This window comes from Thermoprotei archaeon, assembly GCA_038881895.1.
Classification (GTDB): Archaea; Thermoproteota; Thermoprotei; order Gearchaeales; family WAQG01; genus JAVZOV01.
The window spans coordinates 302719-315749 of sequence record JAVZOV010000002.1; the positions used below are offsets into that span (position 1 = coordinate 302719).

At 34.3% G+C, this 13031-nt stretch carries 15 protein-coding genes and 2 tRNA genes; 8 read left to right on the top strand and 9 right to left on the bottom strand.

What is annotated here, in order from left to right:
* Positions 1-12: 12 nt before the first annotated feature.
* The 3 genes from tpiA (at position 13) to QW128_04590 (ending at position 1294) form a co-directional block, all read left to right on the top strand.
* Entirely contained in the window at positions 13-705 is a 693-nt protein-coding gene (gene tpiA, locus QW128_04580; protein MEM3832861.1) for a triose-phosphate isomerase, read from the top strand.
* Positions 706-730: 25 nt separating this feature from the next.
* Positions 731-806, top strand: a tRNA-Arg gene (locus QW128_04585).
* A 92-nt stretch (positions 807-898) separates the two neighbouring features.
* On the top strand, positions 899-1294 hold the full coding sequence (locus tag QW128_04590) for a hypothetical protein (GenBank protein ID MEM3832862.1): 396 nt from the start codon (positions 899-901) through the stop codon (positions 1292-1294).
* 10 nt (positions 1295-1304) lie between these two features.
* Here QW128_04590 and QW128_04595 read toward each other — a convergent pair whose 3' ends face one another.
* The 5 genes from QW128_04595 to QW128_04615 all read right to left on the bottom strand — a co-directional run bounded on the left by QW128_04595 (position 1305) and on the right by QW128_04615 (position 3747).
* Positions 1305-1943: an ATPase domain-containing protein gene (locus QW128_04595; protein ID MEM3832863.1), complete on the bottom strand. Its 639-nt coding sequence runs from the start codon at positions 1941-1943 to the stop codon at positions 1305-1307.
* Positions 1944-2040: 97 nt separating this feature from the next.
* Positions 2041-2979: a transposase gene (locus QW128_04600; GenBank protein MEM3832864.1), complete on the bottom strand. Its 939-nt coding sequence runs from the start codon at positions 2977-2979 to the stop codon at positions 2041-2043.
* On the bottom strand, positions 2976-3194 hold the full coding sequence (locus QW128_04605) for a hypothetical protein (protein MEM3832865.1): 219 nt from the start codon (positions 3192-3194) through the stop codon (positions 2976-2978). The genes QW128_04600 and QW128_04605 overlap by 4 nt, the downstream gene beginning before the upstream one ends.
* Positions 3185-3355 (bottom strand): helix-turn-helix domain-containing protein, encoded by a 171-nt coding sequence (locus QW128_04610; protein ID MEM3832866.1) that lies wholly within the window; start codon positions 3353-3355, stop codon positions 3185-3187. Before QW128_04610 ends, QW128_04605 begins: the two co-directional genes overlap by 10 nt.
* A 149-nt stretch (positions 3356-3504) precedes the next feature.
* The gene (locus tag QW128_04615) at positions 3505-3747 is read right to left on the bottom strand and encodes a hypothetical protein (protein ID MEM3832867.1); all 243 of its coding nucleotides are present in this window, start codon (positions 3745-3747) and stop codon (positions 3505-3507) included.
* A 170-nt stretch (positions 3748-3917) separates the two neighbouring features.
* Here QW128_04615 and QW128_04620 point away from each other — a divergent pair, with 170 nt between their 5' ends.
* Positions 3918-4424: an HIT domain-containing protein gene (locus tag QW128_04620; protein MEM3832868.1), complete on the top strand. Its 507-nt coding sequence runs from the start codon at positions 3918-3920 to the stop codon at positions 4422-4424.
* A gap of 108 nt (positions 4425-4532) precedes the next feature.
* Here the strand turns inward: QW128_04620 and QW128_04625 are convergent, their stop codons facing one another.
* From QW128_04625 to QW128_04640, 4 genes are all read right to left on the bottom strand, one after another.
* A complete protein-coding gene (locus QW128_04625; protein MEM3832869.1) occupies positions 4533-6155 on the bottom strand; it encodes a type II secretion system F family protein in 1623 nt (540 codons plus the stop codon).
* Positions 6148-7710, bottom strand: a complete 1563-nt coding sequence (locus QW128_04630) for a type II/IV secretion system ATPase subunit (GenBank protein MEM3832870.1) — start codon at positions 7708-7710, stop codon at positions 6148-6150. The genes QW128_04625 and QW128_04630 overlap by 8 nt, the downstream gene beginning before the upstream one ends.
* A 16-nt stretch (positions 7711-7726) precedes the next feature.
* On the bottom strand, positions 7727-8173 hold the full coding sequence (locus QW128_04635; protein ID MEM3832871.1) for a hypothetical protein: 447 nt from the start codon (positions 8171-8173) through the stop codon (positions 7727-7729).
* Between the two features lie 84 nt (positions 8174-8257).
* A tRNA-Arg gene (locus tag QW128_04640) sits at positions 8258-8332 on the bottom strand.
* A gap of 68 nt (positions 8333-8400) precedes the next feature.
* Between QW128_04640 and QW128_04645 the strand changes: the two genes are divergently transcribed.
* The 4 genes from QW128_04645 (at position 8401) to QW128_04660 (ending at position 12700) form a co-directional block, all read left to right on the top strand.
* Positions 8401-9351, top strand: a complete 951-nt coding sequence (locus QW128_04645; GenBank protein ID MEM3832872.1) for a deoxyhypusine synthase — start codon at positions 8401-8403, stop codon at positions 9349-9351.
* A 2-nt stretch (positions 9352-9353) separates the two neighbouring features.
* A complete protein-coding gene (gene glmM / locus QW128_04650; protein ID MEM3832873.1) occupies positions 9354-10712 on the top strand; it encodes a phosphoglucosamine mutase in 1359 nt (452 codons plus the stop codon).
* A gap of 11 nt (positions 10713-10723) precedes the next feature.
* Complete coding sequence (locus QW128_04655; protein MEM3832874.1) at positions 10724-11545, top strand: D-aminoacyl-tRNA deacylase; 822 nt, start codon at positions 10724-10726, stop codon at positions 11543-11545.
* Between the two features lie 114 nt (positions 11546-11659).
* On the top strand, positions 11660-12700 hold the full coding sequence (locus QW128_04660; protein ID MEM3832875.1) for a hypothetical protein: 1041 nt from the start codon (positions 11660-11662) through the stop codon (positions 12698-12700).
* The last annotated feature ends 331 nt before the right edge of the window (positions 12701-13031 follow it).

A 13031-nucleotide genomic window follows, 5' to 3' on the forward strand; every position in this document is an offset into this window, starting at 1 on the left:
GGAACACATGTTATGTTTTCATATCCACTAATATTAATTAATTTCAAGAGTTATAAGGAGGCGCTAGGTAATAGAGCTATTGAATTAGCTAATTATGCTCGTAAGGTTCAAAAAGAGTTTGATGTTACTGTTGGAGTTGCGCCTCAACATGTTGATTTAAGGGACATCTCGAGGACTGGAGTTTTTACATTTGCACAACACGTTGACCCAATAGAACCTGGTAGTTATACTGGTCATATAACTTTGGAATCATTACGCGACGCAGGCGTAACTGGAGTCATAATTAATCATTCAGAACATAGAATGTTATTATCAGACATAAACTTTATTATAAAAAAAGCTAGACAATTAGGGTTAATGACTGTTGTCTGTGCAGATACTGTTGAGACTAGTATGGCAGTATCCGCATTAAAACCTGATATTGTTGCAATAGAACCACCAGAGCTCATAGGAACTGGCCGTGCTGTCTCAAAAGTTAATCCTGACATTGTAAGAAATACTGTCATAGGAATAAGAAGCATAACCAAGGATGTTCATATTCTATGTGGTGCTGGCATAACTAACGGAGATGATGTGTATGCAGCTATAAGGCTCGGGACAGAAGGTGTGTTATTAGCTTCGGGCGTTGTAAAAGCTGAAGATCCCTATAAAGTGCTAACAGAAATGGCCATTGCTGCTAAAAAAGCTTATGAAGAAAAACATTAATGATAGTTTAAACTTAATTATATTAGGGCCCGTAGCCGAGCATGGATTAAGGCGTAGGCCTCCGGAGCCTATTTTCGCGGGTTCAAGTCCCGCCGGGCCCGTTCAATTAAAAATCTCTCTTTAAGACTAATACTTCTAAAGTGAAATAAAAAAAGCTTATTTATTTGTAGAAATTAAACATATGGGGAATATAATGCAAAGAATTAAGAGGTTTAATAAGTTGTTATCTAGATTTGAGCGATGGATTAGTGAGAATCTTCTTTTAACTATAGCGTATATTGCTGTCATATTAGCTCTTCTTTATGAAAGTGGATTTATACAGATTATTTCCGTTCCTACACCATCTTTTGCTCCTGGAGGTGGTGCGTTTTCATATAATATTAGCAGACAAACACAAGCTGAAGCTATAATTGTATTTATATTTTTGCTTATAGGCTTCGCAAGTACATGGACTCTTTATACGTACGCATCGAGTAAAGTCCCAAGGACATCATCAACGAATGCCATCATATCACTTATAATTCTAATGATAATGTTTCTAATACTATTTCAAATAGTTTATGTAGCTGTTACATCACCGGGTGGATGATTTAAAGATTTTATTGATCTTCATAAATGATCTCATAATTTACTTGCTGTCCTTGATATCGTTCTACTACTATTTGAGTTTTTCCTTCGATTTTCCTTAAATGTATTACGTTTTCAGACCAAAAAAGCACAGCATTGCCCATCACAGGTTCTTCTTTACCTGTTTTCGGATTACGCCGTATTTGGGTTAATAATACTATGGGCACGGCATACTTTTTTGAGGCGTATCCTAAAAGCATCATGATCTTTACTGCCAGCTTCCAGATTGTCAAGGGCGTGTATAGGTCTGAGCTTATTCTGTAATATTCTCCCATATTATCAATTATTATAAGGTCATACCTTAAATAACCATTAAGGACCATCAGACTTACATTCATTTGATCAATTATACTCTTCGTTTGTATAAAATACATCTTTGATTTATCTATTTGCACATTCATCTGATTCAGTTTATAAAGAATCAGATGCGGATGCGATGTAACTATGAGCGTAGAATAACCATTATTTATATTATTAATACAGAGTTTTAACGCCAAAGTCAATTTATTAGTGTTTGCTTTGCCATAAATCATAGTTAAACCTACTGGTAAACCTCCATTAAGTTTTTCGTCAAGCTCTTTTATACCTGTTGGTACTGTTCTTTCGCTCACAATTAAGTATTTTAAACTTAATTAATTAAAGTTACTTTCGTTTTTTAATATTCTCACATGATTTACTAGGATTTTTTCGAGTTTCTAGGGTTCTGGATTAAGTAGGAATGCATAGTGAATTGTTGCTTTTATTCCTACTTAACCCTTCCCCCTCAATTATTGCATTGGGGGCTCTCTGGGTGAACCCTGCTCCTCGCATCTGAAGGTTCAACACCGCTACAACATCCCTATCCATCGTTAACCCGCATTCTTCGCATCTCATTATCCTGCCCAGATAGGAAGCCATACTTCCAGAGCAGGCTGGGCAGGTTTTAGATGAGTTAGCTGGGTTAACGTATTTTACTGGTAAGTTAAGCCATTTCAGCTTGTATTCAAGCATGAGTTGGAATGCTCTTGCGCTCCACTTCGAGAGCTTTCTGTTCATGTCTTTAGACTTGTTGAGGATTCGTCTTTTTATGCCGTTTAAATCCTCGAATATTGCTCCATGACTCTTTTCTTTAAGCTTTCTCGCGATCTGCGTGGTTAACTTATGCATGAAGTTTTCAGCCCTATTCTTCTCACGTTTAGAGTACTTTTTGAGGAGTTTTTTAGAGGTCTTCGGCTTAAACTTCATGAGTTTTTGGATACTCTGCCGCTTTACCTCATAAACTCTATGAATGTGGTAAAGCCCCCTCAAGTCATATCGCTCTATCTTCCCGTCTATGAAAGTTGTTATGTTTGTTAAGTTAACATCGAATGAAGCCCAACCTTCCGCTTTTAGCTCCACTTCCTTTTTAATCACGATTATCAACTCCTTCTCAGTCATAAGTAGCCCACCGACTTTATCAAAGTCTCTCGGAATCCACGAACACTTTCTTAAGTCAACCTCAAGATACCGCTTGTTCGGTTCAATGCTTATCTTCAGTATGCCATCTCTAAAGCTGAAAAGCGTGCTCTTAATGTAAACGGTTTTTTTAGTTATCTCAGGAGGCTCCTTCGCCCTTTCCCTATTATAAAGGGTTATCCAGCCCTTAACAAGCCCTATGACGGAGTTCATTGCTGAATCAACATAATGCTTTGAAACCTCCAGTCTTTCAGCAACTCATCTCTAAGCTCTCTCCTATCCTCAGCTTTCAAGTTAAGGTGGGCCTTCTTGGAAATTTTAACGTGTGAGAAGATCGCATCTAAAGCCTTCCGCTTAACTTTGAAGTATTCTTCGATTAAATCCTTTGGAGTCTCTACTGGAATTCTATAGCTTTTAACTACCTCCATAATCTCTCAACTTCGCTCTTGGGATAGCGGAGCTTGCCAGTTGGGAGTTTAACTGCTCTAATAATGCCTTTCCTCTGCCACTCCCAGAGAGTCTTAACTGAGATGTTGAATATCTTTGCAACATCCTTTGGTCTAAGCAGTTCTTCGTAATCTCCAGACATCGTTAAGGATAAAGTAATCAACCTCTATTTAAACCTATCTATTCAGAAACTGCTGACAACGGCATGTGGATTTTTATTGATTTTTAGTTTTGATACTAATGAATATCTAATATTGGCTTTGCTGAGTGTTTTAAAGTGCTGGTCTGAATCTAGTAGTATTCCTCAACCATTCTGATTATTTTGTTTGTTATCTTATCTGATCGTGAAACGGTCAGTTGCGCTAATGCTTTGTTGACTGATTTACTTTGACTGAGACTGAAAATTGCATGGCATCTGGGACAATAATATGAATCATCGTACTTGAATTTAGGTATTATGTTTTTTACTGGGACACAGCTGCTAAATCCACATATTGGGCAACTTACTGCTTCTGCAGATGTTTTTATAGACATTGCTCTCTACATGATTTATTTCCAGTTCAAAATTTAAATTGTGCTATTTTTCTTAACTTTGTATTGTCTAAGTATTACTTTGGTTATACCTAAGTCACATAAAATTTTTGAATGTGATGATGTATAGAAATATTTATAATTATTTGTAAAATAGAGAATATTGATACTGCATGCGGTTAAATTTGCTTTGGGCTCCATGGAGATTTAAGTACATATTACAGGTTGGTAAAAATAGTTCTGAGTGCTTTCTTTGTGAGGCGGTGAGAAATGGTGTATCATCTCAGACGTTGGTTGTTTATAAAAGTAAGCATTCATTTATAATACTTAATAGATATCCTTATAATTCTGGTCATTTAATGGTTGCACCTATCAAGCATGTTTCGCAATTGGAGGAATTAGATCATGATGAATTGGTAGATCTTATCGAGGCATCTGTTATTGCTAAAAAAGCTCTTGATGTTTCTTACAAGCCGGATGGGTTTAACATAGGAATAAATATCGGTAAAGCTAGTGGTGCTGGATTAGAAACACATATACACATTCACATAGTACCACGTTGGGTTGGTGATACAAATTTTATGACAACTGTATCACAGACTAAGGTTTTGCCGGAACTTTTAGAAGATTCATATAAACGTATAAGTGAAGCGATAAAAAATTTGATGGCTGAAACTTAAGCTCACAATGATAAAACAAATGACAAACCTTATTCATTAAGATGAGAGAATATTATCCTCATTAATAATATTTTTAAGTACATGAAATAAATTGGAAATAGTTCTGAATCATAATTGTATTTTAATAGTGGGAATAGTTAAGAGTGATAGTAATGCTAATGCAGTTGTTGCAATAACCAAAAATGTACTTTTTGCTGTCAAGTCTTTAGCTTTAGATATTAATAATGAAATTCCAAATGATACTTCAACGATAATAACCTTAATGTTGTCCATCATAATGTTTAAATCATAATGTTGCATGGGTACTAAACCAAGAGAGTTGTTCCACATTGTCACATTTATGTTTGAAAAAGTATATGTCAATGTGATCATTACACTGAGTATTATAGGTGTTAATAATGCTAAGATCTCATAAATTTTAAGGCTACTTTTTGCTTCAGTTTGACTTTCTTGAACATATATAATGTATTCACGTATTCTTTCAATGACCATAGGTGTTCCTCCACCTCGTGCATTGAGCTCTCCAATCACATATAAAACGTTTTTAAATAGTCTGCTTCTGCACTTAGGAATAGTTTGATCTAGAGGTATACCCATGTTTATCTGACTTGTTAGGTCATCGAGAATGTGATCAACTCTAGAACCAAATCCCCTAAGTTTAGCTATCGCCTGATCTAGCGAAATACCAGCTTTTCTAGCATCGGTTAAGGAAAGCAAAAATGCCGGAAGCCAACGTTCTTCTTCGTCAATTTCCTTTAATAACTTTCTTGTAGGAATATAAATTATCAATGAGCTAACAAATATAGCTATGCCTAACGATACCCACAGAGCTAGAAATTGAAAGACAATCATGAACATTAAAATTCCAATAGCTATTCCCCATACGGAATTTACGTTTATGGTATTTTTATCAGAAGGAGATGACATATCTATTAATAAAATAGATAGAACAGTGAATGATGGTATGATCACTATGCCTGTTATCATTATAAATAATACTGCATTACTGGGAAACATAACCGCAGTTATTAAATTTAGAGCACTAGTAAGTAGAAATACTAAAAGTAATAATTCACCCCAATCACCGGCATGTTTAGAATACAACATCCAGCGTTGTTTATATTTATTTAAAAATTCCTTCATTTTATCTTCTAAGTATTTACTTAATTCACCACCACTTTTTACTATACTTGTTATTCCTAGCATATAACGTTCCCAATCTTTTGACGGATGATTTATACTGTTCGCATCTATTGATTCAAAAATGTTACCATAAAATAATATAGTATCTCTAATGATCTTTTTTGCCTCTCTACTTATGTATCGAAATTCACTGCGTTCAGAAATTTCGTAAAAAATATCAACTAACCTGACACCCAACTCACCTATTGTTGCCATAAACATTGAAAAAAGAGGAATTTCATCATCAACACCTTTTTTCCTCATTATTATTTTTCTATACATACTAGTTTCATACAGTAATAATAAAATAAAAGGAGATGAAAGAACTAAAAGAGTAATAAAAGTGTTATAATAATAGAATAATACCAAAAAACCACTGAACGATATTACTGAAACTAAAAATAAGTTCCATGTAATATTATGAACATAATCATTTGGATCAACATATAACAAGGCTTTATTGATCAATCCTTTCACATGTAAGTAATATTGCATATAGAATTTGCTCTTCATGAATCTATTGAATAAACTATCATACAATTTATTCATTATGTTCACCATATAATTTTATTGAGATCTCTTCTAGCAGTTCATTTTTATTACTAAATGATTTTACTGATAGGTCTTGTAGTATGCTTTTTCTTCGTTCTAATTCAGAAACTATGTGCTCTTTATTCCAACCCTTGATGTTAGCTACTCGTTTCATTGCATTACTTACTTCAACTAATTTCTCTGCTGCTAAATTGATTCCGTGTTCGTATATTGCTCTTGGCACAATACTTATATCTGATTCTTCATATAGTTCCTCTATAGAATAAAGTATTCTATAACCAGGATTAATCTCCCTCATGTTAATAAACGCTGAGATTAATAATGTAAAGCTCGGTTCAATACTGAGCGGGGGGCTTCTTAATCTAAGAATTGCAGATCTAGCACTATCTGCATGAAATGTTGTCAAACCACCATGTCCAGAAGCCACTGCATGAACTAATGCTTGTGCTTCACGACCCCTAACTTCTCCTACTATGAGTAAATCTGGTCTTCGTCTCCATGCAAATTTAGTGAGCTCAAATAAATCAATCTCATTTACTTCTTCACCAGGCAAAGTTTTTCTTGAAACTAATCTATCCCATTGAGAATGCGGTACAAGTATTTCTGGAGTATCTTCCACAGTCACTATTTTCCAATCAAGTGGTACAAGTTCTAATAATGCGTTAAGCATAGTAGTTTTGCCAGATGCTGTAGGTCCCAGGATAAAAATACATCCACGTGTTTCTAGAATTAACGACAAATATGCAGCAGTAAGAGGAGTAATGCTGTTTTGTTTAATTAAATCAATAATCGACAATCTTTTGGATGGAAACTTTCTTATGGTAAAACTGTGCCCCCATGGTGTTACTTCATTACTGTATGTTACAGCAGCCCTATGCCCTTCCGGAAGCAGTACATCAGAGATTGGCATTGCAAACGATAAATATCCTTTACCACGTTGAACTATCTTTTGCACTACCAGAAACGCTTCATTCTCATCAAGTATTATATTTGTTGGTATCCATTTCTTATAATTAGAGACTATTCTATGCACAACATAGACTGGTTTATTAGGACCAACCATAGAAAGTTCCTCAATATATTCATCTTTTAAAAGAACATTTAACGGACCGTATCCAAAAACATCTCTCTGGACATAATACATAAACGCAGGAAAGAAATCTAAACTTTCATCATTATCAATCTTTAAAGATTTAATAGCACTCCAAATAAGCTCTTCGATATATTTTTTAATATCATCATGTGTATTCTTAGTAAAAGGCTCTGGTTGGGCTGAGTAATATATGTACTCAATAATTTTCGCTATACTGACCTTTGCTTCATCAGAAAGTTCAGGTTCTTTTACAATGTATAAATTGGGATAAACAATGATTGATACAGAATCGATTTGATAATTGATGAGAGGATCTTGAGACACAAAAATCATTTCATCCTGACCAAGAATCTTCACTGAACCCCATTTCCAAACACGTTTCATTATCCTGTTAATACCACCATCTTTATCCTTATTTTTATTAGATTTTTGTAAAAAAATTAATTTTATTTTCTTCATGAACACCAGCCTAAAATTACTGAGCTACAACATTCACTGATGCTGTTATACTTTGATGATTCGCATAAGTGAAGTTTAATACAATCAAATATTTTTGACCGGAATAGAAATTTCCAGGAATATTCTGTGCTATACTTTTCTGTTCGCCTGAAGCTATGGTTATGGAAACTTTTGTATCATTGTATATACGAGAACCAGTTTGATCATAAATAGTAATTCCAGTAAGATTAACATTATACGTACCTTGATTTTGGATTGTTAGCTGCAGAAACGCTCCATTTCCTTGGAAAGTTGTTAATGATGCATCGTTTATGAAGATTAATGATTTGTTGGTTATATTAGATGCGGACGTGAACAATGTTCTGTAGACTATAAATGATCCTGCTATTGCTATTCCTATTAGTAGTAGTGCTGCAATTATTGTGTCAGCACCTCCCTTTTTGTTTTTGTAGATTTCTCTCATAATGTCATCGTTAATGTTTGAACTGAATGTTTTAAAGGTGTCACATAGATTATAAATGTGTTTTTTATAATGGAAGGGTTTTAGCGGGCCCAGCGGGATTTGAACCCGCGACCGACGGCTTAGGAGGCCGCCGCGCTGTCCATGCTGCGCTATGGGCCCAAAGATTTAATGTTCAAGGTGGTATATAGGTTTTTATTTTTCAGGAAAATAATGTAGTATGATATGCTATGAATTTGAAGAAGATTCTTCGTGAGGAGATTGAAGATATTAAGTTGGGGAGTAATCTAAGTGTTTATGATTTAGTTAAGCAGTTGGGTTCTGCTGGTGGATTTATGGCAGCGCATCTTTATGAGGCGGCTGAGATATTGTATGAGATGAGTAATGATAAGGATTGTTATAGGATAATATCGTTTACTGGGAATCTTATTTCTACTGGTTTGCGTGGTGTGATAGCTAAAATGATTGATGATGGTTTATTTGATGCAGTAATAACTACTGGCGGTGCTCTTGATCATGATATCGCTAGAGGTTTTGGTGGTAAGTATTATAAGGGTTTCTTTAATGCTGATGATGTAATGCTTTTTGAGCTTAATATTCATAGGCTTGGTAATGTGTTTATTCCTGTTGAGAGTTACGGTCCTCTGATAGAGAAGGTTGTTTTTAGTATTCTTGATGATTTACCTGAGGGGGAGTATTCGCCTTCTAGAATAGCGTACGAGATTGGAAAGCGTATAAATGATGAGTATTCATTTTTGCATCAGGCTTATCTGAGAAATGTTCCAGTTTATGTGCCTGGTATTGTTGATTCGGCTGTGGGCACTCAGCTTTTCTTTTATTCTCAAACCCGAAAAATTAAGCTGAACATGTTTGAGGATATGAAACGTATACTCGATAGTGTTTTTGAGGCAAAGAAGTTAGGGGCTTTAATAATTGGTGGTGGAATTAGCAAGCATCATACAATATGGTGGGCTCAGTTTAAGGATGGTCTGAATTATAGTATATACGTAACTACTGCATCTGAATATGATGGAAGTTTGTCTGGTGCTCAGCCTCGTGAAGCGATTACATGGGGTAAAGTAAATCCTAAAGCAAAGCATATAACCTTATATTGTGATGCTACTATATGTTTACCTATAATCGCACAGTACGTTTTCGAGAAAAAAATTAGAGGTGTTTAAAGATGACAAAGTTGTTTGGGACGAATGGTGTTAGGGGAATTGTAAATCTAGAATTAACACCAAAATTTATTAGAGATATGAGTAAGGCGATAGGTACGTTTTTTAAAGGTAAAACTATTCTTGTGGGCATCGACGCTAGAGTTAGTAGTAAGATGATAAAGGATATTGTTATTCCGTCACTTATTGATAGCGGTGTGAATGTTTATGATGGGGGTTTCGCCCCTACTCCTGCACATCAGTATGCGGTTAAGTATTATAATTTAGATGGCGGTGTAGTTGTTACTGCTAGTCATAATCCACCAGAATATAATGGGTTAAAAGTGTTAGGAGAAAAAGGAATGGAAGTCCCACACGAATATGAAGACCTCATTGAAGAAATATACTATAAAAGAAGTTTTGTTCAAGATGTTGGTCATTTTTCTGGTGCATTGGATGTTATAAAACCATATGTTAATAATATCTTATCGCTTATAGACTCTAGTAGCGTTCGTGAGCGCAGGTTTAAAATTGTTACTGACACTATCAGTAGTGTTGCTGGGCTTACGGTTCCCTTAGTATTAAGAGAGTTAAATGTTAAGATGATCAGTGTAAATGGGCAATTGGATGGCACTTTTTCTTCTCGTAACCCAGAACCATTGCCAGATAATTTACAAAATCTTGGTAAGTTTGTTAGATCGTGCAAATGCGATTTTGGTGTAGCATTTGATGGTGATGCAGATAGATCGATTTTCATTAGTGATAACGGTGAGGTTGTATGGGGTGATAGGTCAGGAGCTTTACTTGCTGAGCATTCTATGAGAAAGCATGGGAAAGGAGTCTTGGTTGTTGGTGTGAGTGCGTCACGAGTTGTTGAGTATCCTATTAAGAAGTTGGGAGGTGAGGTAATATGGACCAAAGTTGGAAGCGTGATAATAACACATAAAATACTTGAGCTGGAATCTAAAGGAATGCGAGCATTTGGATTAGAGGAGAATGGAGGATTTTTCTATACTCCGCATCAGCCTGCTAGGGATGGTACCATGAGCCTTGCACTAATGTTGGAGGCGTTATCAAAGATGAACATTGGTCTTTCAGAGTATAATAATAGTTTACCAAGGCTTTTTATGGTTAAGGATAAGTTACCATGTTCTAATGAGAAAAAGCCTTATGCTATTGAAAAAATTATTAAGCATTATTCATCATTAGGCTATGAATACGATACTATAGATGGCATCAGAGTATGGTTTAATGAAAATGAGTGGATACTAATAAGACCGAGCGGTACTGAGCCATTTTTACGTATTTTTGCTGAGTCTACTAATCCAGAGAAGACCAAAGATCTATTAGCTAAGGCAAAGTTAGAGGTTTCCAAGTTAATTTGAGGAAGATTAATATGAAAAAACTTGAGTGCGATGTTCTTTTTCTTTCATCTGAAGTCGATGAAGCTAGTATTAATATAAAAAAGAAGCTCATCGAAAATTATGGATTTGTTGAGAAGGGAGAGTTTAGTGGTGCACCATTGTATGTCAAAGATAATATGACTATTTTAACAATTAATAGTGAACATATATATTTTGACATATTGGAAGAAATCGCGAAAACAAATTTAGTTATTGTGTTAAGCAAACACACATCGCAAAGTAATATGCCTGCATTAACTGCACATTTCACAGGCAATTGGAGCTCAAACATTTATGGAGGTAAACCTAGGACTTTGTCTATTGCTCCAGCTTCTAAGCTCAAAATTGCATTAAATACAATGAAAAAATTAGCAGAAGAGTTTTTATTGGATTGGAATGTTTCGATGGAAGTGACTCATCATGGTCCTACATTAAAAAATATTCCTATAATGTTTGTTGAAATAGGGAGTACCTTTCAACAATGGAGAAATCCTGTAGCGGCTGAGATCGTTGCAGTAAGTGCTATTGCTGCTGCTGAATCTAATAATATCTTTAATACTATTGTGGGCTTTGGTGGCCCACATTATGCACCAAGGTTTAATCACTATATTTTTGAAACAGAATTTGCAGTAGGTCATATAGCACCGGAGTACGTTTTTAATGATATTACAGAGAATGAGATATTATTAGCTTTTGAGCGTACATTTGAAAAAACGAAGACAGCAGCTATAGATTGGAAAGGTTTAAAAGGATCTTATCGATCATTTCTTATAAATATTTTAAATCGTAATGGACTGAATGTCATTAAAGCGTAGCACTTTCGGCATACTCTCAGACTACTATTATCATGCATATTTGCGCATATATTTTTTTAGCTCTGTTGCTTTATATTACGAATTCATTAATATTAAGGGAGACTTGTGAATAATTTGAACATGGAAAGTGAGTTTTGTGATAAGTGTGGAGGTAGAATTATAAAGACACAGGAGGGAGAATTCGTATGTTCAGAGTGTGGACTAGTAAAAGGTCATGAGATAGCTGAACCTAAGTATACAATTGCTCCAATAAAAAGTGATCATGTAGGTTATGTTTCTCATGTTTATACTGATGACATGTCAGTAATTTATGGGGTTGGAAGTAATATAGGTCGTAGTAGTATGAGAAAGAATTTTAATGAATCATCCATAAAAACTCTAATTAATTATGATAAAAAGATTAAACTCGAGAAAACTAGACAGATTATTGAAAAAAGAATTCTTAACTCTATGGAATTCGTTGCATCTCATCTCAATATTCCTGATAATATTCTTAAACGTTCTATTATAATATATGCAAAAACTATTAGAATTATAAAAAAGGAAAAGAAACGAGTTCCAGGTGTTAACAAATATGCGCTTTCAGCTGCCTCATTAATTGCAGCCGTATGGGAAGCAGGTAATATAAAACCATTCACACTAGTTGAAATAGCTAGTTTTTATAGAGAACTTGGACATCGTGTGGATAGCAATAATATTGCGTGGGCATTGATACAAACAAGAAAAATAATACAACGACATATAACGATTAAAGAAAGGATAAAAGTTTATGTAGATCGTATAACCACAATGTTATATTCTAATACTTTCATACGTATAAAAATACGATACATGTACAATAAAATAAACTTAAGTACTTATATTCAAAAAATTAAGGAGAATGCATTAAGAATTCTAGATTCACTTGATCAAAGTATATATCAGAGTAAAAATCCATACATAATCGCAGCTTCGTTGGTTTATATTTCAGAGAAAATGTTAGCTTCGGAATTAAAATTCCGTTCGCTTCTCTCACATAAAGTACTTTCGATGACTATTGGAGTTTCGGATTATTCTATCAGAGACAATGTGCAAACGATCTTATCTTATCTCGATATAAAAATTAACTTGTCTTCCAAAGGAATTGTAAGAAATGCATATCCTAAAATATCATAAATTCTAACAATAATTTTATAAAAAATTTCTACAAAATTACTTATTGTGATATTTATTTTTATTGACTCTATCTTAATAATTATGGTGTCGGTATCATCTACTAATGAATTGTTATAAAAATTGATGATAGAAATTATGAATGATACGAATCTTTCTTTAATTTCAGCAGAAGAATTTATATAAGCTAATCTTGTTAGATAATTTTTAGCATTTATTCTTATATTTTTTATTATAGAGTATGATTCTAAGTAAATAATTTTTCTCATATACATTTCATCATAAATTGAGCGTAATTTAGCATATTCCGATTGCATGTTGAATATGACTAATA

Coding starts and splice junctions, on each gene's coding strand:
- tpiA (MEM3832861.1), top strand. CDS start 13: ATGTTTTCATATCCACTAATATTAATTAATTTCAAGAGTTATAAGGAG.
- QW128_04590 (MEM3832862.1), top strand. CDS start 899: ATGCAAAGAATTAAGAGGTTTAATAAGTTGTTATCTAGATTTGAGCGA.
- QW128_04600 (MEM3832864.1), bottom strand. CDS start 2,979: ATGAACTCCGTCATAGGGCTTGTTAAGGGCTGGATAACCCTTTATAAT.
- QW128_04605 (MEM3832865.1), bottom strand. CDS start 3,194: ATGGAGGTAGTTAAAAGCTATAGAATTCCAGTAGAGACTCCAAAGGAT.
- QW128_04610 (MEM3832866.1), bottom strand. CDS start 3,355: ATGTCTGGAGATTACGAAGAACTGCTTAGACCAAAGGATGTTGCAAAG.
- QW128_04615 (MEM3832867.1), bottom strand. CDS start 3,747: ATGTCTATAAAAACATCTGCAGAAGCAGTAAGTTGCCCAATATGTGGA.
- QW128_04620 (MEM3832868.1), top strand. CDS start 3,918: ATGCGGTTAAATTTGCTTTGGGCTCCATGGAGATTTAAGTACATATTA.
- QW128_04625 (MEM3832869.1), bottom strand. CDS start 6,155: ATGAATAAATTGTATGATAGTTTATTCAATAGATTCATGAAGAGCAAA.
- QW128_04630 (MEM3832870.1), bottom strand. CDS start 7,710: ATGAAGAAAATAAAATTAATTTTTTTACAAAAATCTAATAAAAATAAG.
- QW128_04635 (MEM3832871.1), bottom strand. CDS start 8,173: ATGAGAGAAATCTACAAAAACAAAAAGGGAGGTGCTGACACAATAATT.
- QW128_04645 (MEM3832872.1), top strand. CDS start 8,401: ATGAATTTGAAGAAGATTCTTCGTGAGGAGATTGAAGATATTAAGTTG.
- glmM (MEM3832873.1), top strand. CDS start 9,354: ATGACAAAGTTGTTTGGGACGAATGGTGTTAGGGGAATTGTAAATCTA.
- QW128_04655 (MEM3832874.1), top strand. CDS start 10,724: ATGAAAAAACTTGAGTGCGATGTTCTTTTTCTTTCATCTGAAGTCGAT.